We start from the raw sequence: 18,370 nt of genomic DNA on the forward strand, positions 1-18,370 counted from the left end.
CGGTCGCCATCAAGTTGGAACCGCGGCATCAGCCCGGCTACTGCCATGCGTCCCTTACTCAAATGCGCCCCACATGAATTCGACGAGCCAGACGACGCCGGTGAGAACCACAAGGGAACCGACCACGAGGCAGATGGCTGGCCAGACTAGCTCCCAGAAGCCATACCTGCCATTGCTCCGCCAGTCCTTTCGGTACGGGTCATCCGGATCGGGCTGGCAGGCCGCCTCAATTTCCGCGGGCCAGAAAGGAACCTTGCAGGTGGCCATCGCGATCCACCTGCCCCAGGTGGTCAGTGCCCATAGAGGCGAAGCCAGCAGTTGCAGGGCCGGCCACTTCACCATCAAGGCGAACGTGCGCACCAGGCCGAAGACCACGCCTTCCTTGCGACCGTTGATGGGCATGCAGATCTCTGTCGTGTTGTAGCTTTGCTGCGGGCCGTCCGGTGCCTCCATGTAACGCCTGATGTATTCCCACAGACGCATCAATCCGGCCCGCTCACCCAGATACGCATAAGCCAGCGTAAACGTATCGACGACGGTCTCGCCGTCGTCCGCCAAGACATGGGCGCGCACGTCGTAGCTGGTCTGGCCCATCGTCAGCTCATTCTCCACCACGCACAGGAAAAGATCATCCCAATTGACGGCGATAATCGAGCCATCGGGGCGATAGGCGTAGACCCGACGTGTCTTTCGGTTCAGGCGGATGGGGTAGTGGGTTTGTCGAAACGCCTCTGTACGGACCATCGATAATGATATGAACGCAAGAATGCCGGAGAAAAGGAAGACGAATATAGTGAATATCCAACTTGCAGGATCGTTACGTTCTATCCCCATCAAGCCAAACGTCGCCATTGCCCACAGACAAGGTGCCGCGATCATTGATCCCATCCAGGTCCACCACCCCTTGATCGAATACCAACGGTCAATCAGTTCCAAGCACGTGCTGTTGAGCTTGATTACCGACAACCAGTCCTGCGGGGCCTCGCTAACCTTTGTCTCTCGCTTCAACTGATTCCTGCGCTCATCATCGCTCAACGGCCGATTGAGCTTGTATCTAATGAATCGTCCAATCCCGGTGTAGTCCATAATTTAGTGCGCCGGTACAGCAGTAGTCGAATTTGCTTCGTCTTCCGTTCTATATCCGAGCGACTTCGTCGCCAGCCCAAACTCCATTCCAATAACTACCAGTATTAGTTCTGTTGCTGACAAGCCGAAGAGAGCCGCGCCGCAAGCCCCGCCAAAAAGGAGAGCCGCACCAACGCCAGCCAAGACGAATACGGCATATAGTGCTGATGCTCCAGTATTGCCCCTCATAGCCTGTTCGTGAGGATTGGCGAAGTCCATCGCCGCCACTAATCCGGTTTCGGCGGAAATCGGGAGGGCGCAACTATTCCATGATTACCGTCACTTCCTTCTTTTCGAAAGCTTGAAGTCCCGCGCCACCAAAATGCCTGCCGCCATAACGCCAAATTCCCGACGGTTCTTGCCTCCAGTCCCCCGGGCTTCAAGATATGTCTCACGGCCCTGAAGCTCATCTCCAAAGGGTCGACATCATCCACCCGATTATTCCGACGAACGCAACCACCCCTAGGATCGTACAGATCAGCGGCCAGTAGAACTCCCAGAAGTTCGGAGGTGGATTTTGGCGCCAGTCGAGCTGACAAGGGTCTTCGGGGTCGAAGACGTTCGCAGCTTCTACCTCTGCTGGCCACGTGGGCTGCTTGCTGGTCCACATCGCGAGCATGCGCCCGACCGCGTTCAGGCCGAACGGTACGCAAAGCAACAGCTGTAGCCACGGCCAGTGCGCCAGCATCATGAAGCTGCGCATCACGCTCCAGCGCCAGCCTTCCTTGCGGCCGTCGAGAGGCAGGAGGAACTTGTGTTTCTTAAGCATCCAATATGTTTGCTCCACGCCATCCGGAGCCTCCATGTAATGCTGCAGGAACGCCCAGAACCTGTCGATAGACTTCTCGTCGCCGGGAATCGTGTAGCCCAGCGAAAAAGACTTTCGCACCGTCTCGCCATCGGCATCGAGCACATGCGCTCGAAGGTCGTACGTGGTACCGGTGATCGGGTTTTTTGCTTCGCCACGCACGATGTACAAACCATCCCACGGGACTGTGAGTATCGTGCCATTTTGGCCGAAGACGTGGACCTTGCGTGTCTTTCGGTTGAGGCGCATGGGGTAGTGCGTCCAGCGCAGAAACTCCCACTTGAACGGATACGCCACACCGAACGTGACGATCGCGACAAAGAAGAGTATCAGCCCTGCCCCCATTGCCTGCTCCACGGGTCCAATTGTTGCCAATTTGGGCGGCGAAATGAAAAAGTAGTAGGTAACGAGAAGGCACATGGCTGCGCAGAATGTTCCGGAAAAAATCGCCATCCATGCCCAGAAGCCCCGGACCGGATGCCAACGATCTACCAATTCAATAAAGGTACTGTTTAGCCGTATGACTGATAGGAAATCGTTCGGTTCGACTCCGGACGTATCTTCCTGTTGATAATGCGTTGCACGCTCTGCCGCGGTCAGCGGCCGGTCCACTGGATATCTGTTGCGTTCGCCCAAACCTGCATAGTCCACGGATCACCCCTGCAATGCGACTTCGAGCTCTTTCATCTCGGAGTCGGCACTCTTGTAGCGATCAGAGTCGTCAAACCTACCGAAATAGCAACGTTCGAGCCAATCCTGAATTTTGTTGTCCTTGAACACCTCGATCAGTACGGCAATCACGATCACAAGGAGCACTAGTACAATGCCTACACCTGTGGCTGAAACCCCGAGCATCGTTGCCCCGAACCAGCCGCTCAGAGCTCCCATCGCAACGATGCTCAAACCGGCAGATGCAATATAAAGGACGCCTACTCCAACATTTCCTTCTTTTATCTCTTGACCTCCTCGTACCCCATCCCAAACCGCCATCACAGCTCCGGCGCCAATACCCAGCACTTTGCCTCCGATCCGGATCGCTTTCGCGACATAGCGTTCAACCATGATGGCCGCCCGATTTCCCGCGCTGGTTGCACTCTCCGACCACTTGCCCACCGTCTCCGTAATCGTGCCCGACATCGCGGTCACACTGGCCACATAGCGCCAGGTGTTCTCGGTTCGCTCGTGCGCCATGCTCGTGTCCAGATCCTCGGCCATCTTGCGCCACGCCATCAGCTGGAACAGACTGGTGACGATACCCAGCCGGGCGTCGGTAGGCATCAGCTTCTTCCAACGGAGTTCCGTTAGCCTGCTGCGATCGGCTTCCGTTAACATCGCCTTTTCGGCAAAACGCCTTGCGGCGCCCTTGCTGGCATCACCGGGGAAGTCGGCTATCACACGCGCATCGGCGATTAGCAGATAGCGGAACTTGCCCGTTCCGGGCTGCGGGGTGCCGTAGATCTGCGCTTTGCGCATCTCGATGTCTATCGCACGATTGAGATCATTCAAGGTGCCAACCTTTCCGTTGATGGCGCTCATCTTGGCGATCATTTCGGCGATGCTATTGGCTCTTCCCGGAACGTTTTCAACCAAGGCCACGGGGGCCTTTGCCACGAGTCCCAGTGAGATCAGACCAGGTCCGACCGCACCGTCGACCGCATTGCCGATCATCTTGGAGATCGGGCCGCCAATGGCGGCTGTGAGCGTCACCACCGCATTTTTACCGCCGCTGCCCAGCGCTTCGATCGATTTTTCGTAGCCTTGGATCATACCCTCCCAAGGAAGGCTCTTGAGCGCGTCGGCATTAAGTCCGCCACCACCATATTGCGTCAGCTGGTCCAACGTCTGCTTCTGGTTGTAAGCCAGCCCTCGTAATATCAGGTTGCGACGGCCGATGGTGGGCGCGCTCGCCCAGTCGTGGTAAAGGTCAAAGCAGACTTTGAACTGCTGCGTGTCCTGGATGCAAAGTGAGAGCGCCTTGATAAAACCGTCGCCTGTGCGCACATCGGCATCGTCGCAGCAGCGGTCGAGCTTTTCGCACAGCTGTTCGCTCGACATCCATTTTGTGTGCGCGTCGGCGAGCGGGAAGATAACGCCTTGATCGAAGGTGCGCGCACGGGATTCCCACTTTGTTTGCCACGCGCGGCGCCTTGATTCATCGTATTTCTTCTCGTATTTCCTCCACGATTCTCCTCGGGCTTCCCGCAGGTCCTTCGGGCTCGGATTTCGCCAGCGTTCGAAAAGATTTTCGCGCGCTTTCTTTTGTTCCGGAAACAGCCAATCCGCCAGCGCCTGTCCGCCCCTCGCCCCGGTTGCTCCGTCGCCTGCCGCCATAAACCCCGGGTCAAGTAATTGCCGCGCTTCGCGATCGGTTTGATAAATCTTCCGGTTCTCCGCATCCTCCTTGATCGCGATCTCCAGCTGTTCGATGGCAGAGGACACCATGAGTTCGCGGCTTTTAGCGGAGTGCCGCATGAAAGTCTCAAATCTCAACGACAGCAACGATGCGAGATCCGCTGTCACGCCGACTGGATCGTGCAGTGCCACCATCGCGGGTAGAAGCCCATTGGCTGCAGAGACTGCGACCTCGATAAATGACGCAGCCCCGGATTGTTCATTGCGGTAGTCTTGCAGCGAGAAATCCAGCGCCGGGTAGGTCGTCACGGTCACCGTCTGCAGCTGGATGGGCTGTTTGTCGCTGCCCGCATCGGCACGTTCGTTGGCCGCTTGCTGTTCCGCTGAAAGCGGTTGCGATATCGGGACTTCAATCGCGAATTCGGCGGCCAATTCGGAAAGGCGCGTCAAGCTGTCCAGATGCGGCTGCGACGATCCGCTGGACGCCCACGCGCCCACGTCGATGCGCTGCATGTGCTTTTCGCGCCAAGCCTGTTTGCTGTGGCGGGCCAGCACATCGGACGTCCACGCTACATCGCTGAAGCCCAGCCACACCGTGCCCGCCTTCTTCGCATCGGGGATCATCACGCAGCGGCCCGCCGCGGAATTCTGCATCCGCTCGCACGGTTCGGCACCACCGGTATCTGGCGGCGATTTGCTGCGGATGTCGAACTCTGTCAGATAGGCGTTTTCGTTGACGGCATACCCTTTCCATTCTCCGCGCACTTCGTTGAACACATAAAGGTAGCCCCCACGTAACAGGCGCAGCGTGTAGTGCGCATGGGCGGCTGGTAGCTCAATGTCGTCGACACCTGCACCAAACGGCGCGGACAGCAGCGGTGCTTTGTCGCGTTTGACGTCGGCGCGCGCCACGGCATAGCGAAGCGGAAGGATCGGTAGTCCACGTTGATCGCAAACCTGGCATACCTTGGAGGGGTCACACGACATGGTTTGGCACCCTTTCATGTTTTAGCGGGTCACTGAACACCGCCTTCGCTGCTAATTTTGATTCGTCAAGATCCCTGCACAGACCGACATATGTCGTTGCGCCTTCACGTGCCTGAGAAATGCGACTCGCAATCTCTGGCTGCTGGTCAATCTGCCGGCCAAAGATCAGCAGCTGTCTGGCGAGACAGCGAGCGTCGGACTCGTCTTCGGATTCCAGCGCTGCGTACGCCTGCGCCAAGCATTCATCGATCATCGGATACAAGGGAGCATCCACCCGATCCATTTCGCCCGTGCTCAGAAGTTCGCGCATCATCCGGTTGATGACGCCAATGCGGCCGAGCGTCTCCCACTGAGCGGAACTGGGTTTAAACCCGCGTATGGGGTCCGGATCGCAGTCGGGTCGCTCAAGTTGCTGCCACTGGCCAATTGGCGCTTTCCAGGCCCACTGCGTGATCGGTCCCGATAGCGAGGCAATTTGATGCGGCTCCAGAAGCCACGCCATGTGCGTGAATACCTTCGGGTCATACCAGCGCAGAAGCACGTGCTGCCGCGCGTTTTCACGTACGAGGAGTTGCGCGCGGAGATGGCTGCGGACCTGGTCCGCGGAAGATGTGCTTCTCATCATGAGGGACAACAGCGGTGCGTCGTTCTGGCACTCCCATTGCGCCGCCCGATCCAGCAGATCGAGTCTCAGTTGATCACCAAGCGCCTTCAACTCGATGAGTAGAGGCAATTGCGCCTGCTTTGCCTCGAGTCCTCGCGGTGCCAGTGGCAGCGCCCGAAGATCGCGCCACTGGGCTGCATCGACCTCGAGCGGATTTATTACGGCGAATTCGTAGCTTTCCAAGTGACGATGATCGAGCGGCATGGTCATGTACCTACCGGCACAAGGGCGTCGCCGCCTGCGTTGGCAGTCTGCATCTTGAAATCGCAGAGACTGAGTTGTCGCGAAGGCAACGTGACTTGCGCACTTGCCGCCTGCGGCGTCGTCCAATCCTTCTTCGCCGCCTTGAACTCGATCGTCCCCGGCGCGCCCAGTTCGATGTCGTCGCCTTCCAGCTTCAAGTAGGCGCCGGCGGCAGTTGCCAACACATGTTTGCTGGGGGATGCGATCTCCACATCTGCCTGGGTGCTGGCAATGGTGACGCTGGTCTTTGCGGCCGCCGTGGCGACGTTCTTGTGCGACCGAGCACTCACATCTCCCTGCGCGGCGTGCAGCGCAATCCCCGTGCTGGTCTGCGGCTTGCTGTCGGGGGCAGGGGTGCCGTGGCTGTACAGGCTGATCCCGCCGGCGACCGCCACGACGGTCTCGCCCTGGCTCAGCCAGTTGAGGTCGTTGCCGGCGGTCAGGGTGGTTTCGGTGCCCGATACCCAGATCTGGTCGGCTGGTGTGGTGGCGATGATGCCGTCGGGGCTGCTGGCGGCCAGCAGCGGAGTACTCCACCCCGGTGCTTCGCCGTCGCCGCCGCTCACGCCATCGCCTGCCGGGGTGCCGGTGAGAGTGCCGGCCAGAGTTTCGCCCACCTGCTGCAGGGCATCCAATGCCGGAATGATGCGGGCTTCGTCGGGCAGGTCGGCCAGTTGCGCCTTGGCAGTATCGGCCAGGCTCTGCACCAGGTCCGCTCCGCTGCTCAGCTGTCTGCGCAGGTCCTCGGCGGCCAGCTGCTGGCGGCCGGGCTCGGTGCTCAGCAGCAGGCCCGCCCCGGCGCGCAGGGCCCCGCTGGCCTGGGTGGACAGCTCCATGCCGAAGCCGCGCTCGCGGCCGCGCACGTTGTCCTGCCCGCCCTTGAGGTGCCCGAGGGTCAGCGTGGTGGCGTGCTGGGTGGTGGCGACCTGCGCGCGACCCTGGCCCGGCGTGTCGTCCAGGCGCAGCTGCTGGTAGCCGCCGCTGCCGGTCTGGCTTGCCCCCAGGGCCTGGCTCTTGAAGCCGGTGAACACCGCCGGATGTTCGTTGCCGTCGAACCACGCGGGGGCGTTGCCGGTCGCGCCCGCCTTGCCGCCGTTGACCTGGTTGTGCGGCGCGTCCGGCTGGCCCGCTCCGTTGTAGAGACTGCCGACGATGACGGGGCGGTCGATGTCCCCCTCCATGAAAGCCACGACGACCTCCTGACCTTTGCGCGGGAGCATCACGCTGCCCCAGTTGTCGCCCGCCCACGGGGTGGCGACGCGGACCCACGTCCATGCGGCATCGGTGCCGGGCGCGTTGTCATCGCCGTCCGGGCGAGCCATGCCTGAGCTGGCGTTGCTGCCGCGCTGCCATGGGAACTGGATCTTGATACGGTGGTCGCGCTCGGTCTGCAGCGGCGCCCCGTCGGTGACCACGATCGCGGTCTGGGTGCCGCGGACCGTGGGCTTTGGGTGCAGGCGCAGCCCATGGCCGTCCACGGTGCGCGGGCGGTAGGGCAGGTCGGCCGGGATCGCGGTGAGGGTGTTGCGGTAGAAATCGGTCCACGGCGCGGCCGCCATCGCATTGAGAAGATCGGCACCTGGCGACAGTGCCGTCGGCAGCGGCAACGCGCCGATGTCGGTCAGCCCCAATGTCTGGTCGAGCACCTCGAACACGTCCGCGCCCAGGTTGTTGCGGGCCGCATGCTCGACACGCAGGCAGGTGTACCACTCGCCGTTGGTGTCGGGGTGCTGGGTCAACGAGAAACGCGTGCCTGGTGCCTGCCGGCGCCAGGTGCCGGCGGCCTGGATCGTCCGGCCGGTGACATCGTGCGCTTCCATCTGCCGGCTCGCCCGCAGCGCGGCGTGCGCCTCGTCGGTCACGCCGTACGGACCGCTGGTGTCGACGTCCTCGGTGGTGACGTTGCCGCCCGCCAGGACGCTCTGGCCCGAGGCCGGGCGCAGCGTGCGGCTGCGGTAATCCCAGCTCGCGCGGCTGATCGAGGCGGTCTGCCAGCGCCGGGTGTTGGCCCACTGCTGGATGCTGTCCGCGCGCTCGGTGGCGTCGGCACGATAGAAGCGCACGCTCCCGGCGTCCGCAAACGCCTCGGGATGGTCGCCCAGCACCAGCATGTGACTGCCCAGCGTCGCGCCAGCGGTATTGCCGGTGTGCTCAAACCAGTACGCGATGCCTTCCTCGGCGAAGAGGCGCTGGAGGAAGCGGAAATCGCTCTCGTGGTACTGCGTGGTGAGGCTCCGGGTGCGATAGAGCGACCGGTCGGAAAGCTCCCAGCGCCACGCCGGCACCAGCGCCCCGGCCTGTGCGTAATCGGCGAAGAGGTCCTCGGCGATTTCGAGCACGCTCATGTCATGGAAGACGTAGCTGTCCACCCGCTGGCGCAGGAACGCCAGCCAGGGCTCGATGACCAGCCGATAGCGGGCGATGCCGCCGTTGCTGCCGACCCGCTCGCAGGCGGTGACGTGACCGTGGAAGGGGCGGCGCTGGGAGGCGGATTCGGCGGTCAGCAGTTCCAGCAGGACCGGTTGGCCGAGCAGTTCATCCAGCGGAAGGTGCGCGTCGACCGACAGCGCGTCCAACTGCAGCCGATAGCCACCGTCGTCGACCGACTCCACGCCGTGCAGGCTTTCGGCGACCAGCACGTCGGGGCCCAGGCCCGTGTGCAGGTACAGCAACCGGTCTAATTGTTTTGGCCCGGCGACCAGGGCGGTGAGCAAGGTGGTGCGAGCATCCATGGCGGTGGTCTCTCCCTGGCGGCCGTCCTGGCCTGCCCCGGTGCCGATCATAGCGCCTCGCGGCGGAACGTTGCAGGGGAGGGGGTCTGGAGCCCCGAGGTCAGGCGGGGGGCCGTCGCAGGGTCGCGGTCACGGTGGCGCTGGCTGGCGGCGGATGCCATCGTGGCAACCCCGCGAAAGGCACCCTCTGATGAGCCCAACGGCACTCGTTTTGTTCCGCCGCGACCTCCGCCTGGAGGACAACCCGGCGTGGAGCGCGGCCTGCGCCGAGAATGCGCGCGTGCTTGCGGTCTACATCCATGCGCCCGAAGAAGAGGGGCAGTGGGCGCCGGGTGCGGCCAGTCGGTGGTGGCTGCACCACTCGTTGTCGCGGCTGGATTCGCGCCTGCGCGCCGCTGGCGGTCGCCTGCACGTCGCCCGCGGTGACACGCTGGAAGTCGTGCGCGAGCTGGCCGGGCAGACCGGCGCCACCGCAGTCCATTGGAACCGGCTGTACGAGCCGGCCAGCATTGCCCGCGATTCAACCCTCAAGGCTGCACTGCGCGAGCAGGGTCTGCAGGCCCACAGCCACAGCGGCGCGTTGTGGTCCGAGCCGTGGCAGGTGGAGACCCAGCAGGGTGGCCCGTACAAGGTGTTTACGCCGTACTGGCGCAACCTGCGCCCGCGCCTGTTCGCCGCGCCACCCTTGCCGGCGCCGTCGATTGCCGGGTTTGCCCAGGCCAGCGAGGGTTTGACGGTGGACGCGCTGGAACTCCTGCCGCGCATCGACTGGGCCGGCGGCCTGGCCGACACCTGGCAACCCGGAGAGGCCGGCGCCCACGAAATGCTGGAAATCTTCGGCGACGACGCGGTGAACGATTACGTCCGGTTGCGGGATTTACCGGCCCGGCACGGCACGTCGCGGCTTTCGCCGCACCTGCATTTCGGCGAAATCTCGCCGCGCCAGATCCATCATGAGCTGGACCGCCGTGCCCGAGCCGGCAGCGCTCGCAGCCGTCCGGATATCGAGCCCTACCTGCGTCAGCTGGGCTGGCGCGACTTTGCCCACCACCTGCTTTTCCACTTTCCGCACACGCCGACCGGAAGCTTCAATCCGCGTTTCGCGCGCTTCCGCTGGGCCGAAGCCGATCCGGTGCTGCTGGAGCGCTGGCAACGCGGCCGGACCGGGATTCCGCTGGTGGACGCCGGCATGCGCGAGCTGTGGCACACCGGCTGGATGCACAACCGCGTGCGCATGGTCGTCGCCAGCTTCCTGAGCAAGAACCTGCGCCAGCATTGGCATCACGGTGCCCGCTGGTTCTGGGACACGCTGGTGGATGCGGACCTGGCCAACAACACGCTGGGCTGGCAGTGGGTGGCCGGCACGGGCGCCGATGCGGCGCCCTATTTCCGCGTGTTCAATCCCGTGACCCAGTCGAAAAAATTCGACCCCGACGGCAGTTACCTGCGGCGATGGCTGCCGGAGCTCGCCGACGCTGCCGGGAGTGTGGCGCATGAGCCATGGAAGGATGCCGGCCTGCTGCGCCGCAGCGGATACCCGGCGCCGATGGTCGATCTGGCAGTGTCCCGGCAGAAGGCGCTGGACGCCTACGCGCGGCGCGGCTGAACGAAACGCGCGCGCGGGCCTTCGTCAAGAAAGCCGCGCAAGATCGCCTTGCGATGCATGGCCTTGACCCGCATTACTGCAGTGTTGCCTTGTTTCCAGGAGACCCGCATGAGCCAGTACCGCAAAGACCCCGACGCGATCCAGCGACTGACGCCCGAGCAGTTCCGCGTCACCCAGCAATCGGGTACCGAAGCGCCCGGAAGCGGCGAGTACCTCCACCAGAACGCGCCCGGCATCTATGTGGATGTCGTGTCCGGTGAGCCGCTGTTCGCGTCGGCGGACAAGTTCGACGCCGCGTGCGGCTGGCCGAGCTTCACCAAGCCGATCGAGCCCGCGCATGTCAGCGAGGTGCGCGACACCAGCCACGGCATGGTCCGGGTGGAGGTCCGCTCCACCCACGGCGACAGCCACCTGGGCCATGTTTTCCCCGACGGGCCCCCCGATCGCGGCGGGCTGCGGTATTGCATCAACTCGGCGTCGCTGCGCTTCATTCCGCGCGAGCAGATGCAGGCCCAGGGGTACGGCGACTACCTCGACCAGGTGGAGGGCGGGCGATGAGCACGGAACGCGCGGTCCTCGCCGGCGGCTGCTTCTGGGGCATGCAGGACCTGATCCGCCGTCAGGAAGGCGTGGTGTCCACGCGCGTGGGCTACACCGGCGGCGACGTGCCCAACGCTACCTATCGCAACCACGGCAACCACGCCGAGGCCATCGAGATCGTGTTCGATCCGGCGCGAACCAGCTACCGAAAACTGCTGGAGTTCTTCTTCCAGATCCACGACCCCTCGACCGTGGACCGGCAGGGCAATGACCGCGGCGCGTCCTACCGCTCGGCGATCTTCACGACCTCCGAGGAGCAGCGCCGCGTTGCCCTGGACACCATCGCCGATGTCGACGCCTCAGGCCTGTGGCCGGGCAAAGTCGTTACCGAAGTCGTGCCTGCCGGTGATTTCTGGGAGGCCGAGCGTGAGCATCAGGACTACCTGGAACGTATTCCCCACGGATACACCTGCCATTTCATCCGGCCGGGCTGGACGCTGCCGCGCCGCGCGGTGGAGGACGGCGGCGACGGACAGCCCGTACAACAGGCTTGAAACCCGCGTCGACGGACCTACGTTTGCCTTGGGGCGGCCGTTCCGCCTCCGTGCAGACAAAAGGAGACAGTCATGAGCAAGATCGTGCGCACCAATCCACAATGGTCCGGCGATGGCAGCGGCCAGGACCCCTTGCGTCAACTGGTTGATCGAATCTTCGACGGTGCCTTCACGTCAGGCACCGCCACCGACGAATCCTCGGTCGTAACCAGCCGCTGGACCCCCCGGGTGGACATCAAGGAAGAGCCGGACCGCTTCATCCTCTACGCCGACATTCCCGGCGTCGATCCGGCCGAGATTGACGTCCAGATGGACAAGGGCATGTTGACCATCAAGGGCGAGCGGCGCAGCGAGGAAGTCCGCGAAAGCGAGAACTTCTCGCGGGTCGAACGCCGCTACGGTGCATTCCATCGGCGTTTTGCGCTGCCCGACAGTGCCGATCCGGATGCGATTTCCGCCCACGGCGAGAACGGCGTGCTGGAGATCAGCATCCCCAAGCGCCCGGAGACCACGCCGCGGCGCATCCAGGTGGGGCAACGTAAAAACGGTGATGCCTGATCCGCGTGCAGACGGTGGCGGTCGAACGTGGCCGCCACCGTTTTTCTTTGCCAGAGGCCGGGGCCGCGTCACCGGCCGGGCGCATTGCACATCTCCGGGCTGCCGTCAGCGGCGCTGACGCATAGGTCGAACCCCGCCAGTCCGCTGATCTGCCGGCTCCCGCCGCTGCTGACGGTGAAGCGCTGGACCGGTGCGGATTTGCACGGGCCCCATCGCAGTGCCAACCCGGACCCGGATAGCGGCGCGCAGTTGCGCGGGTAGACCGTGTAATGGCAGGCGCCACTGGCACTGCGCAGGCACTCGAAGCGGGCGACGCCGGCTCGGGCCTCGGCCTGGCTGTACAGCGTGTCGGCGCCGTCCATCGTGGTGGTGCGGGTGACGTAGCGACTGCCACCGATGTCCAGGCCGAATAGCGACAGCACGAAGTAGATCAGGGCCAGGAGCTTCATGGTTCACCTCGCGCGAGCGTGAGTGGGTGGGCGGCGAGCCGGCGTGTCCTCGAGGGACGGTGTGGGTTCGCCCGCAGTTACATGTGTCGGAACAGGGTCATGAAAGGCGCGCTAACCGCCAGGGTTTCCGGCCGCGTCTTCAGGCGCACGGTGCCGCGGCCGCTGTCGTCGCGGACGACGCCGGCGATGGCGCGCAGGTTGACGATGGTGGAGCGGTGGATCTGCTTGAACGTGTCCGGGTCGAGCACCGTCAGCAGCTCCTTGATCGGAGTGCGCAGCAGCGCCTCGCCCTCGGCGGTCATCACCGTGGTGTACTTGTTGTCCGCGCGGAAATAGGCGACGTCCTCAACCAGGATCAGCCGGGTTTCGCGGCCGGCGCTGGCGGTGATCCAGGTCAACGGCGGCGGCGCATCGACGGCGCGGGCGACGGGCGCGAGCCGTTGCAACAGGGTGGCGAGGGTGGCGGCGTCGTTGTTGCCGCTGCGCGCCTGCAAGCGCTGCACCGTGGCCGACAAGCGTTCGGCGGTGATCGGCTTGAGCAGGTAGTCGACCGCGCCGCGCTCGAAGGCATCGATGGCGTACTGGTCGTAGGCGGTGACAAACACAATTTGCGTGCGCGGGCTGACTTCGGCCGCAGCCGTCGCGACTTCCAGGCCGGTCAGCCCGGGCATGCGGATGTCGAGGAAGGCGACGTGCGGACGGTGTTCGGCCATCGCCTCCAGCGCGCTCGCGCCGTCCTCGCACTCGGCAAGGATGTGCAGCTCCGGCCAGGCCTGCGCCAGACGCTCGACCAGGGCCTGGCGCAGCAAGGCTTCGTCCTCGGCGATGATGCAGGTGGTGACGGGCTCAGCCATGGCGGGCCTCCTGGACGAGCGTGGCGGGCACGGTGATCGTCGCGGCCACGCCGGCGGGGAAGTTGGCGACCACCGCCAGGGCGGCGTCGCTGCCGTACACCAGGCGCAGGCGTTCGCGCACGTTCTTCAGGCCGATGCCGGTGCCGCTGGTGCGGCTGTTGAAGCCCTCGCCGTCGTCGGCGACGGTCACCGCGACGACGCCATCGCTGCGCCGCGCGCGGATCCACACCGTGCCGCCGCCGGTGCGTGGCTCCAGGCCGTGCTTGATCGCGTTCTCGACCAGCGTCTGCAGCATCATTGGCGGCAGCGCGGTGGCGCGCAGGTTCTCCGGCAGGTCGACCTGCACCGACAGGCGCGGTCCCATGCGGATCTTGAGGATCTCCAGGTAGGCCAGCGCGCGTTCCAGTTCCTCGCCCAGGGTGGACAACTCGTTCTGCGTGCGTGGCAGCGAGTGGCGCAGGTACTGGATCAGGTGACCTAGCATCTCGTCGGCGCGCGCCGGGTCGCTGCGGGTCAGCAACTGCGCGCTGGCCAGGGTGTTGTAGAGGAAGTGCGGTTCGACCTGCGCGTGCAGCAGGCTCAACTTGGCGACGGTGAGTTCCTTCTCGGTGGCGGTCTGCGCCGCATCGGCGCGCTCGTTGCGGCGGCGGTCGGCAACCCGACGGGTGATCGCGCGCGTGATCGCCTCCGCGTTCTCGAAGTTGGTCGCGTCATCGAACAGGAACCAGTCGCTCCAGGCCAGGGTCTCGGGTTCGCAGATCAGGGTGACGCTGCCGGTGTCACCGCCGGGCGTGACCGTGGCCAGGATCTGGTTGCGCGGCGCGCCGAACCACAGCATCGGGTTCCAGCGACCCAGCGGACGATCCAGGTACGCCTCGGGTCGTCCGGCGGTGGCGCGTATCTGCAGGCTGTCGCGCGCGCTCTCCACTTCAAGGATGCGGGGCAATTCGCGGATGGCGGCATCGACCAGATCGAACGCCTCGCCGGCCTCGAACGGAATCTCGACCTGGCGGCGGTGGCGGTTGCCCAGCGTGGTCCGGTCGATGCGGTCGGCGATCAGGCGCACCCGGCCGACGTGCGAGAGCGCGCCGATCACCACCAGTGCCATGACGATCATGCCGGCGACCGTGATCGGCCATTCCAGGCGTCCGATCAGCGGCAACTCCGACCAGATCCCGGCAAACAGCAGGATGGCCAGCAGCCAGGCCAGAGCGATACGGATGACGAACAACAGGCCCTTGATCACGAGAGGTTCCAACGGCTGGGGATTTCCGTGGAGCATAGTGACCCGGCCGGCGCAGCGGAGAGCCGCTGCGACCAAGCCGCGATTGTCGCGACGGAACCACGGGATCGGCGGATGAAGCGAGCCGCGGCGCGCGCGTTTGCAGCGCAGGTGCGTCCTCTCAGCGCACGACCACGGTGGTCGCCTTGTTGGCGACGATGTAGTGCTGCAGGTCCTCGACCTCGCGCAGCTTGCCGATCGCGCGCTGGGCGAACTTGCGGGTGGTGATGCGCACGTGACAGTTCAGAAACGGCGCGTCCGGATCCTTGCCCTTGGAGGAATACACCACGCGGCCGTCGCGGTCCCAGCCCAGCACCAGTCGCTGCTGCTGGTTGCTGGTCTGGTAGATCCAGCCCTTGTGGATATCGCTTTCGGCCATTGCCATGGTGTGGGTCCCGATCGTCAAGGTCGCGTCAGCAAATGCGTCGCGTGCAGTGGCCATGATGACAGCGCAAACGGTGGCATGCTCAACGGGTCGCCGATCGCTGTCGTCGGACGGCGCTGATCCCAAGAGCCTCCCCATGACCACCACCCCTGCCGCCACCCTGAACATGCAGCTGCAGCGCATGCGCGACGCCCACGCGGCCGATCCGATGCCGTCGTGGCCGGTACGCGAAGCGCGCCTGCGTACGCTGCGGACGATGCTGATCGAGCAACGCGAGGCATTTTCCAGGGCCATCTCCGCCGACTTCGGTCAGCGCCCGGCGGAGGAGACCGACCTGCTGGAACTGTTCCCCAGCCTGTCGGGGATCCGCCATGCCCTGCGCCATGGGCGGCGCTGGATGCGGCCACGCAAGCGCCTGGCCGGGCTGGCGTTCCTGCCGGCACGGACCGAATTGTGCCCGCAGCCGCTGGGCGTGGTCGGCATCATCGTGCCGTGGAACTACCCGCTCTACCTCGCCATCGGGCCGCTGGTGGACGCGCTGGCGGCGGGCAACCGCGCGATGCTGAAAATGAGCGAGTTCACCCCGCGCTTCTCCGCCCTGCTGGCCGATCAGGTGGCCCGCTATTTCCCGCCCGACGAGGTCGCGGTCATCACCGGCGGCGTCGAGATCGGCGAGGCGTTTTCCGCGCTGCCCTTCGACCACCTGCTGTTTACCGGATCCACCGCGGTCGGCCACCACGTGATGCGCGCCGCCGCCGCCAACCTGACGCCGGTGACCCTGGAGTTGGGCGGCAAGTCGCCGGCGATCATCGGCCCGGGTGCCCGCTTCGAGGACGCGGTCGAGCGCATCGTGTTCGGCAAGATGGTGAATGCGGGCCAGACCTGCATCGCGCCGGATTACGTCCTGTTGCCGCGTGCGCGCGTCAACGAGTTCATCGGCGTGGCCTGCGCGGTGATGGCGCGCATGTATCCCGGACTCGAGCGCGATGCCCAGTACGCCAGCATCATTTCGGACCGCCAGTACCAGCGCCTGACCGGCTTGCGCGACGACGCGGTCGCGGCCGGCGCTCGCGAACACCCGCTGGACGACACGGGGGCCGATCCCGCGCGCCGGCTGCTGCCGCCGCTGCTGCTGACCGGTGTCAGCGACGCGATGGAGGTGATGCGCGAGGAGATCTTCGGCCCCCTGCTGCCGCTGGTGCCCTACGACAGCTTCGAGGAGGCGATCGCCTACGTGGCCGCGCGGCCGCACCCGCTGGCGTTGTACGTATTCGACGAGGACTCGCAGCGTGTCGATACGCTGCTGGCGCGGACTCAGGCCGGCGGCGTCACGGTCAACGACACGCTGTTTCATATCGCCCAGCATGGCCTGCCGTTCGGCGGCGTCGGCCCGTCCGGTATGGGCAGCTACCACGGGGAAGCGGGGTTTCGGCGCTTCTCGCACATGAAATCGATTTTCCGCCAGTCGCGTTTCACTGCGGTGGGCCTGCTCAATCCGCCCTACGGCGCGCGCTTCCGCTGGATGCTGGACTTGCTGCTCAAGCGCGGCTGAGGCGGCATCAAGGCGTGCGCGTTGGCCTGCGCGCCTCCGTGCAGCGCTTGATTGTCGGCGCTGACGGCGCCATAGAAAGGGAAACCCCTTCACGGAGTCGCTCATGAAAACCGTCCTCATCACCGGCGCCAATCGCGGCATCGGCCTGGCCTTGGCCCGCCAGTTCAGCGCCCGCGGCGACAAGGTGATTGCCGCCTGCCGCCAGTCCAGCGATGCGCTGGAAAAGACCGACGCGCAGGTGGAGGCGGGCGTGGATGTCACCGACGATGCCGCGCTGGCAGGCGTGGCCCAGCGCCTCGGCGACACCCGCCTGGATGTGCTCGTGCTCAACGCCGGCATCATGACCCGCGAGGCCTTTGGCGAGATCCAGACCGACGGTTGGGAGGACATGCGCCGCCAGTTCGAGGTCAATGCGATGGGCCCGCTGCGGGTCGCGCAGGCGCTTTGGGGCCACCTGGCCGAGGACGCGAAGATCGGCATCATCACCAGCCGGATGGGGTCGATGGGCGACAACGGTTCGGGTGGCCGCTACGGCTACCGCGCGTCCAAGGCGGCGGTCAACGCGATTGGCAAATCGCTGGCCGTGGACCTGGCGCCGCGCGGCGTGGCCGTGTTCCTGCTGCACCCAGGCTTCGTCGCCACCGACATGGTGGGTGGCAAGGGCGAGGTCAGCCCGGAGCATGCCGCCGCGCAGCTGGTGGAGCGGCTCGACAGCCTGACGCTGGACCAGACCGGCAGCTTCTGGCACGCCAACGGCAGCGAGCTGCCCTGGTAGTACCGCCGCACGGTTGCATCGGCGTTCGGGCGATTATTTGGTTTTGGGCGTGAAACGGAACGTGCCGCTGATCGGCCGTGTAGCGCCCTGATCATCGGCGAACACGCCATCGAAACTGCCATCCACGGCTCTCACCGTCGCGCTGTAGCGGCTCTCCTCCATGTCCACTGACTTGATGGTCAAGCTGCCCGACTGCGAGGTGTATTCGCCGGCCAGCCCGGTGTCCTTGCCCAGCGGAATGGTGACCGCCGCGGTGTCCGCGCCGTCCACCACGCCGCCGAGCTGGTAGGTGCCCGGCTCGGCGGTACCGGCGGCGATTGCAACGGTGACCATGCCAAAACTGGCGAGCGCCTGCTCGCGTTGCGCCTCGCGATCGGCTTCCTTGCCGGCCGCCTTGGCCGCGTCGGCGTTGATCCAGCCCGTGGCCAGACGGAAGCTCAGAGGGGCGTCGACGTAACCGGGCATCAGCCCCGCGGATGCGGTGGCGTCCAGCTTCCAGTCCTGGCTGGCCAGGGTGAGTCCGTTGCTGTCCTTGGCGGCCCTGCTGCCCGGGCTTGCCGGGGACGTGTCGGCGTCGGCGCCGCAGCCGACCAGGCCCAGGGTGGCAAGCGCCAGGACGGCGGGCGCGAGCAACCGGGCGAGCGGGCGGAGCTGCAATTCAGTGGGCTGAGGCATGGAGAACTCCTTGCGTGATCGATTGGGGCGGCGGTGACGGTCGGCGCTGATGGTCGGTCGCGCCGCCGCCCGGGCAGGTCTGATGACACGAGGGCTGAGGGCGGTTCCGGACATTGGCCTGGTAAATGAGAGCGAGTTAATGAGCGGACGCGGCTTGCGTCCGCGGCGTGGAATACTGGGGACCGTCGCGAGTGAGCGTCCGCTCGCCCGTCCGCGCCCTGTGTACGGT

Annotated in this window: 16 protein-coding genes; 6 read left to right on the plus strand and 10 right to left on the minus strand. The window is 65.0% G+C overall.

What is annotated here, in order from left to right; genetic code table 11:
• Window positions 1-54: 54 nt before the first annotated feature.
• The 5 genes from INQ40_RS01315 to INQ40_RS01335 all read right to left on the minus strand — a co-directional run bounded on the left by INQ40_RS01315 (window position 55) and on the right by INQ40_RS01335 (window position 8,911).
• Window positions 55-936, minus strand: a complete 882-nt coding sequence (locus INQ40_RS01315) for a DUF6708 domain-containing protein (RefSeq protein ID WP_228482071.1) — start codon at window positions 934-936, stop codon at window positions 55-57.
• A 595-nt stretch (window positions 937-1,531) separates the two neighbouring features.
• Window positions 1,532-2,584: a DUF6708 domain-containing protein gene (locus tag INQ40_RS01320; RefSeq protein WP_194341171.1), complete on the minus strand. Its 1,053-nt coding sequence runs from the start codon at window positions 2,582-2,584 to the stop codon at window positions 1,532-1,534.
• A gap of 3 nt (window positions 2,585-2,587) precedes the next feature.
• On the minus strand, window positions 2,588-5,197 hold the full coding sequence (locus INQ40_RS01325) for a T6SS effector BTH_I2691 family protein (protein WP_194341173.1): 2,610 nt from the start codon (window positions 5,195-5,197) through the stop codon (window positions 2,588-2,590).
• Between the two features lie 64 nt (window positions 5,198-5,261).
• Window positions 5,262-6,146 carry a DUF4123 domain-containing protein gene (locus INQ40_RS01330; RefSeq protein ID WP_194341175.1) on the minus strand — a complete coding sequence of 295 codons (885 nt, stop codon included), beginning with the start codon at window positions 6,144-6,146 and terminating at the stop codon, window positions 5,262-5,264.
• A complete protein-coding gene (locus tag INQ40_RS01335; protein WP_194341177.1) occupies window positions 6,143-8,911 on the minus strand; it encodes a type VI secretion system Vgr family protein in 2,769 nt (922 codons plus the stop codon). The genes INQ40_RS01330 and INQ40_RS01335 overlap by 4 nt, the downstream gene beginning before the upstream one ends.
• Before the next feature lie 190 nt (window positions 8,912-9,101).
• Here INQ40_RS01335 and INQ40_RS01340 point away from each other — a divergent pair, with 190 nt between their 5' ends.
• The 4 genes from INQ40_RS01340 (at window position 9,102) to INQ40_RS01355 (ending at window position 12,169) form a co-directional block, all read left to right on the plus strand.
• Window positions 9,102-10,517, plus strand: coding sequence for a deoxyribodipyrimidine photo-lyase (locus INQ40_RS01340; protein WP_194341179.1), 1,416 nt, complete (start codon window positions 9,102-9,104; stop codon window positions 10,515-10,517).
• Window positions 10,518-10,625: 108 nt separating this feature from the next.
• Entirely contained in the window at window positions 10,626-11,075 is a 450-nt protein-coding gene (gene msrB, locus INQ40_RS01345; RefSeq protein ID WP_193985566.1) for a peptide-methionine (R)-S-oxide reductase MsrB, read from the plus strand.
• Window positions 11,072-11,611, plus strand: a complete 540-nt coding sequence (gene msrA, locus INQ40_RS01350) for a peptide-methionine (S)-S-oxide reductase MsrA (RefSeq protein WP_194341181.1) — start codon at window positions 11,072-11,074, stop codon at window positions 11,609-11,611. The genes msrB and msrA overlap by 4 nt, the downstream gene beginning before the upstream one ends.
• Window positions 11,612-11,683: 72 nt before the next feature.
• Entirely contained in the window at window positions 11,684-12,169 is a 486-nt protein-coding gene (locus INQ40_RS01355) for an Hsp20/alpha crystallin family protein (protein WP_194341183.1), read from the plus strand.
• A 68-nt stretch (window positions 12,170-12,237) separates the two neighbouring features.
• On the opposite strand, the gene INQ40_RS01360 is transcribed toward INQ40_RS01355, so the two are convergent.
• The 4 genes from INQ40_RS01360 to INQ40_RS01375 all read right to left on the minus strand — a co-directional run bounded on the left by INQ40_RS01360 (window position 12,238) and on the right by INQ40_RS01375 (window position 15,196).
• Window positions 12,238-12,618, minus strand: coding sequence for a hypothetical protein (locus INQ40_RS01360; RefSeq protein ID WP_194341185.1), 381 nt, complete (start codon window positions 12,616-12,618; stop codon window positions 12,238-12,240).
• A gap of 77 nt (window positions 12,619-12,695) precedes the next feature.
• The gene (locus tag INQ40_RS01365) at window positions 12,696-13,472 is read right to left on the minus strand and encodes a LytTR family DNA-binding domain-containing protein (RefSeq protein ID WP_194341187.1); all 777 of its coding nucleotides are present in this window, start codon (window positions 13,470-13,472) and stop codon (window positions 12,696-12,698) included.
• A complete protein-coding gene (locus INQ40_RS01370) occupies window positions 13,465-14,754 on the minus strand; it encodes a histidine kinase (RefSeq protein WP_194341188.1) in 1,290 nt (429 codons plus the stop codon). Before INQ40_RS01370 ends, INQ40_RS01365 begins: the two co-directional genes overlap by 8 nt.
• Before the next feature lie 121 nt (window positions 14,755-14,875).
• Entirely contained in the window at window positions 14,876-15,196 is a 321-nt protein-coding gene (locus INQ40_RS01375; RefSeq protein ID WP_194341190.1) for a hypothetical protein, read from the minus strand.
• A 79-nt stretch (window positions 15,197-15,275) separates the two neighbouring features.
• Between INQ40_RS01375 and INQ40_RS01380 the strand changes: the two genes are divergently transcribed.
• Complete coding sequence (locus tag INQ40_RS01380) at window positions 15,276-16,691, plus strand: coniferyl aldehyde dehydrogenase (RefSeq protein WP_194341192.1); 1,416 nt, start codon at window positions 15,276-15,278, stop codon at window positions 16,689-16,691.
• Between the two features lie 103 nt (window positions 16,692-16,794).
• Complete coding sequence (locus INQ40_RS01385; protein ID WP_194341194.1) at window positions 16,795-17,466, plus strand: SDR family oxidoreductase; 672 nt, start codon at window positions 16,795-16,797, stop codon at window positions 17,464-17,466.
• 33 nt (window positions 17,467-17,499) lie between these two features.
• Here INQ40_RS01385 and INQ40_RS01390 read toward each other — a convergent pair whose 3' ends face one another.
• A complete protein-coding gene (locus tag INQ40_RS01390) occupies window positions 17,500-18,141 on the minus strand; it encodes a hypothetical protein (protein ID WP_194341196.1) in 642 nt (213 codons plus the stop codon).
• Window positions 18,142-18,370: the final 229 nt, after the last annotated feature.

Source organism: Lysobacter sp. H21R4, from assembly GCF_015277535.1.
Taxonomy (GTDB): Bacteria; Pseudomonadota; Gammaproteobacteria; order Xanthomonadales; family Xanthomonadaceae; genus Novilysobacter; species Novilysobacter ciconiae.